The organism is Streptomyces sp. NPDC054847 (assembly GCF_053610925.1).
Genome location: NZ_JBSGZJ010000525.1, coordinates 1 through 4,686 on the forward strand (window position 1 = coordinate 1; position 4,686 = coordinate 4,686).

Consider the following 4,686-nt stretch of genomic DNA (forward strand, 5'->3'; position numbering starts at 1 on the left):
ATCTTGAGCGCACCGCGCAGGGCCTGCTGCCGCACCGGCTGCCCGCCCGGGCCCGGGCGCAGTTCCCCGACGGGCAGGTGGCCATGGCGGAGTCCCAGCCTTCCGGCGTACGGGTGGTGTTCCGTACCCGGGCCACCGCCGTCGAGCTGGACGCCCTGCGCACCAAGGTGGCCTACGAGGGCGCTCCGCCCCGCCCCGACGGCGTGTACGACCTGCTCGTCGACGGCCGGCCGTCCGGGCGCGCCAGTGTCACCGGCGGCAACGTCCTCATGACGGACATGGCCACCGGGTCGGTGGAGAGCCGGCCCGGCCCGGTCGGCACCGTCCGCTTCACCGGACTGCCGGACCGGGAGAAGGACGTCGAGATCTGGTTGCCGTACAACGAGATCACCCTGCTGGTGGCCCTGCGCGCCGACGCCCCCGTCGAGCCCGTTCCCGACCGGGGCCGCAGGCTGTGGGTGCACCACGGCAGTTCGATCAGCCACGGCTCGGACGCCGAGAGCCCGACGACGACCTGGCCGGCGCTGGCCGCGCTGCGCGCCGGTGTGGAGCTGACCAACCTCGGTCTGGGCGGCAACGCCCTGCTCGACCCGTTCACCGCCCGCGCCATGCGGGACACCCCTGCCGACCTGATCAGTGTCAAGATCGGCATCAACCTGGTCAACACCGACCTGATGCGTCTGCGGGCCTTCACCCCCGCGGTGCACGGCTTCCTCGACACGATCCGCGAGGGGCATCCCACCACGCCGCTGCTGGTCGTCTCGCCCCTGTACTGCCCCATCCACGAGGACACCCCGGGCCCCAGCCTCCCCGATTTCAGCGAACTCAGCGCCGGGAAGCTGCGGTTGCTGGCGGCGGGCGACCCGGCGGAGCGCGCCGCGGGGAAGCTGACGCTGAACGTCATCCGGGCGGAACTGGCCCGCATCGTGCGAGAGCGGGCGGCCGACGACCCGCACCTGCACCACCTCGACGGCCGCGAGCTCTACGGCGAGGCGGACTTCGACGACCTGCCGCTGCCCGACCAGCTCCATCCGGACGCCGCGACACACCGCCGCATGGGCGAACGCTTCGCCGAGCTGGCTTTCCGCGACGGAGGGCCGTTCGCGGTAAGCGCCGCATGACCGCCGCGAAGGGGTTGTGAACTGCTGTGGTCTGACTTGGTATGAGTGAGTTCTGGCGTGTGTGGGTGAGTTGTTGTGGGCTGCTGTGCGCGGGGGTCGGTGTGGTGGACGGGGGTTCGTCTGTCGAATGGGTGACCTTGGGGGTGGTGGGTCGTTGGGGGTGGTGGCGGGTGCGTGTGTGCGGTGCGGATGGGGTGATCGCTGTGGGTGGTCTGCGGGAGGTGGCGGCGCCGTTCGTGGCGACCGGCCCTTCGGGTGTCGCCGTCCGTACCCGGCTGCGGGACCTCTCGTCCGAGGATGAGCAGGTGCTGCGTCTGGTGGGTGCGCACCTGGGCTCGCTGGCCTCGCGTGATCTCAAAGCGCGTTCCATGGACGGGTTGGGGCACTGTGCCGAGTCGTGGGCGGCGCGCAAGCGGGGCCTGACGACTGAGTCGTCGTCCAGGTGGGCGGGGTCGATCACGAAGGCTACGCATGATCAGTGGGCGCTGGCCCGGCGCGGGCAGGCCGCGCACATCCACAACCTCACAGGAATGGGTCCAAGACCCACTCCTGCTCACTGATCAGGAACGGTACTGAACGCCGGCGGAGAGGACCGGTCGCGGAGGTGGGGGCGGTGGGAGGTGGATCCGCGGGAGCTCGTCGCGGAGCCGAAGGGACGGGCCGCCGAGCGGAACGGACAGTTGATCGTCGTGCGGTCAACTGCCGTGCCGTGCCATGGGGTTGGGGCCGTTGAGTCGCTCGCCCGACCGGGCCACGCCCACCTCGCGCGACCCGTATCCTGAGCCCCGCCCGCAATGATCATCGGTTTCCCGTATCGGAGGCGTCCCCGCGTTGGCCACGGATCTCAGTTCCGTCATCGGCGTCCGCCAGACCCTCGTCGTCATCGTGCCGGTACGGCTCACCGCCCGCCCCCTGTGGCAGGTCGGGCCCATACCCTTCGACCTGGGCAGCCGCCGCACCGACGCCGCGACCCGGGAGACGTACTTCACGCCGGCCGCCGCGCGTGCCCTGTACGGGACCCCGGAACGGCCTTGCCGCTGGCACCGGTTCATGGACGTACGGCACGAGGCGCTGCATCTGAAGGGCGTCGAGCTGCTGCGTACCGCCACCGCCCGGCATCAGGACCATGCGCTCGCCGTCCTCCACTTCGACGTCGAGGGCCCCGCACTGCTGGAGACGCTGCGCGCGATCGGCCGGCGCGACACCGCCGTACCGGATCCCCTCGACGGTCCCCTGTCCCCCGCCGCCCTGCTCCACGGCATCGCGACGCCGCGCGGCGTTTCCGCGCCCTTCGCGATCGCCCGCCCGTACACGGTCGCGTTCCTGACGCCCGACGTTCACCACACGCCCGCGCTGCGGGACGACGAGGGCCGGCTGCCGGAGAGCGCCGACCGGTGGCTGTGGTCCCTCGCCTCACGGTCGACGGCAGCCGACTTCCCCACGCCGCTCGAGGAGTGGCCCCGGCGGACCGAGCACGCACTGCGGATATCCGCCGACTGGAGCGCCCTCGTACTGCGACACGGCGCCGCGTTCCTCGGTCACCGGGCCGACCCGGGCGGCAGCGACTTCTACGCCTTCGCCGAGTTGCACTCCCGCACCGTCTACCTCGACGCCCTGCTCCTCGGCACCATCCAGCGCGACCACATCGACGAGCTCACCGACGGGCTGTCCGGCGTCTTCGACGGGCCCAAGCTGGCCCGCCGGGTGTCCGCCCTGGAACGGCACATCGCCACCTTCCGCAGCACCTACTGGCGCCAGCACCTCACCGCCCACGGCCCGGCCAATGAACTGCTGCTGACCTTCCAGGCCCAGCACCGGCTGCCTGCCCGGTTCGACGAGATCCTCGCCGAGGCGGCCGACTACGCCCGGCTGGTCCAGACCCAGGAGAGCCAGCAGATCGCCGGCGCGCTCGGCGTCCTGACGATCCTGGGTCTGCCCCTCGGCACGGCCCTGAGCATCCTCCAGGTCCTGGGCGCCAAGGGCCTCACCGCGCTCGCCGTCGCCCTGGTCGGAGCCCTGGCGGCGACAGCCCTGGTTCTCACCACCCGCTACGGACGCCTGGTCCTGTCCTCACTGCGGGGACGAAGCACGCGCGGCGACCGCTGACGGCCCAGCGCTGGCGCGGCAGTCCCCCACAGACGTCGTTCCTCCTGACGCGTATGACGTCGATGTCGACGGTGACCGGTCGGATCACCTCGTTCAGCCGGGCCTTTGTCCGCGCCGCCTCGGCGTCGCGAGCATCGCCGGGCGGCACCCCTGTGGGCCTGTGACCCACGTCACAAGCGGTTCCTGTCAGGAATCAGGTCGCTGTTCCGCTCAACTCGCAAGGAGCAAGCGAACCGACAGGAGCGACACATGAAGCACCGCATCGTCGTCCTCGGCGCCGGCTATGCCGGGGCCTACGCGGCCGGGAACCTGGCCCGCCGGCTGGCCCCGGCGGACACCGAGATCACCGTGGTCAACGCCGAGCCGGACTTCGTCCAGCGGCTGCGGCTGCACCAGCTCGCGGCCGGACAGGAGATCGAGGCTCCGAAGCTCGCCGACCTCTTCGCGGGCACGGGGATACGGCTGCGCCTGGCCCGTGTCACCGCCGTCGACCCCGAGCGCCAGGTCGTCTCCGTGGCCGACGCGGGCGGCGGCGGCGAGCTCGGCTACGACACACTTCTCTACGCGCTCGGCAGCCACGTCGCCGACCACGGCGTCCCCGGCGTGGCCGCGCACGCCTTCGACGTCGCCGGCCGGCCCTCGGCGCTGCGCCTGCGCGAGCGACTGGACAGCCTGGGCAGGCGGGGCGAAGGCGGGAGTGTGCTGGTCGTCGGCGACGGGCTGACCGGCATCGAGACGGCCACCGAGATCGCCGAGTCCCGGCCCGGCCTTTCGGTGACGCTGATCGCCCGCGGCGAGCTGGGCGCCCCACTCTCCCCGGGTGCCCGCAGCCACCTGCGCCGGGCCTGCGACCGGCTGGGCATCACCGTCCTGGAGCACACCGGCGTCGAAGCCGTCGAAGCGACGCGGGTGCTGTGCGCCGACGGCACCGTCCTGGCGTCCGACGCGACCGTGTGGACGGCCGGGTTCACGGTCCACCCCATCGCCGCCACGAGCGGGCTGGAGGTCACGGAGAACGGTCGGATCGTCGTCGATCGCACCATGCGGTCGGTCTCGCACCCGAACGTCTACGCCGCCGGTGACAGCGCCTACGCCGTCGGCGACAACGGCCGGCCGCTGCCGATGTCCTGTGCTTCGGCCGGCTCCACCGGCCAGCAGGCGACGGCGGCGATCGTGGGACGCCTGACCGGCCGCAAGGTCTCGAACGTCAAGCTGTTCTACCTGGGCAACCACATCAGCCTCGGCCGGCGGGACGGCATCCTGCAGACGGTCGACGACGAGGCGCGGGCGAAGCCGAAGTACGTGAGCGGCCGGAAGGCCGCGCGGATCAAGGCGGGCATCCTCAGGATGTCGCTGTGGGGCGTCGCGCACCCGACCTTCTACGTGCCCAAGCGCAAGAACCGCCTGGCCACCGCACCGAATTCGACCATCGACCGGCGCGTGGCCGCCTAGGGTGGTC

3 protein-coding genes and 1 pseudogene are annotated in these 4,686 nt (G+C 71.9%); all 4 read left to right on the forward strand.

The features are described 5' to 3' along the window. Positions 1-1,121 (forward strand): GDSL-type esterase/lipase family protein (locus tag ACWGH4_RS31520; protein ID WP_453466904.1); only part of this gene is annotated, 1,121 nt, incomplete at its 5' end. A 203-nt stretch (positions 1,122-1,324) separates the two neighbouring features. Further along, positions 1,325-1,645, forward strand: a pseudogene (locus tag ACWGH4_RS31525) (IS200/IS605 family accessory protein TnpB-related protein); the annotation flags it as partial. A gap of 307 nt (positions 1,646-1,952) precedes the next feature. Further along, the gene (locus ACWGH4_RS31530) at positions 1,953-3,227 is read left to right on the forward strand and encodes a hypothetical protein (RefSeq protein ID WP_453466906.1); all 1,275 of its coding nucleotides are present in this window, start codon (positions 1,953-1,955) and stop codon (positions 3,225-3,227) included. A gap of 249 nt (positions 3,228-3,476) precedes the next feature. Beyond that, positions 3,477-4,679 (forward strand): NAD(P)/FAD-dependent oxidoreductase, encoded by a 1,203-nt coding sequence (locus ACWGH4_RS31535; protein ID WP_453466908.1) that lies wholly within the window; start codon positions 3,477-3,479, stop codon positions 4,677-4,679. The last annotated feature ends 7 nt before the right edge of the window (positions 4,680-4,686 follow it).

Bases quoted from the DNA above. Each gene is read 5' to 3' on its own strand.
- ACWGH4_RS31535 (WP_453466908.1), top strand. From the start codon at position 3,477: ATGAAGCACCGCATCGTCGTCCTCGGCGCCGGCTATGCCGGGGCCTAC.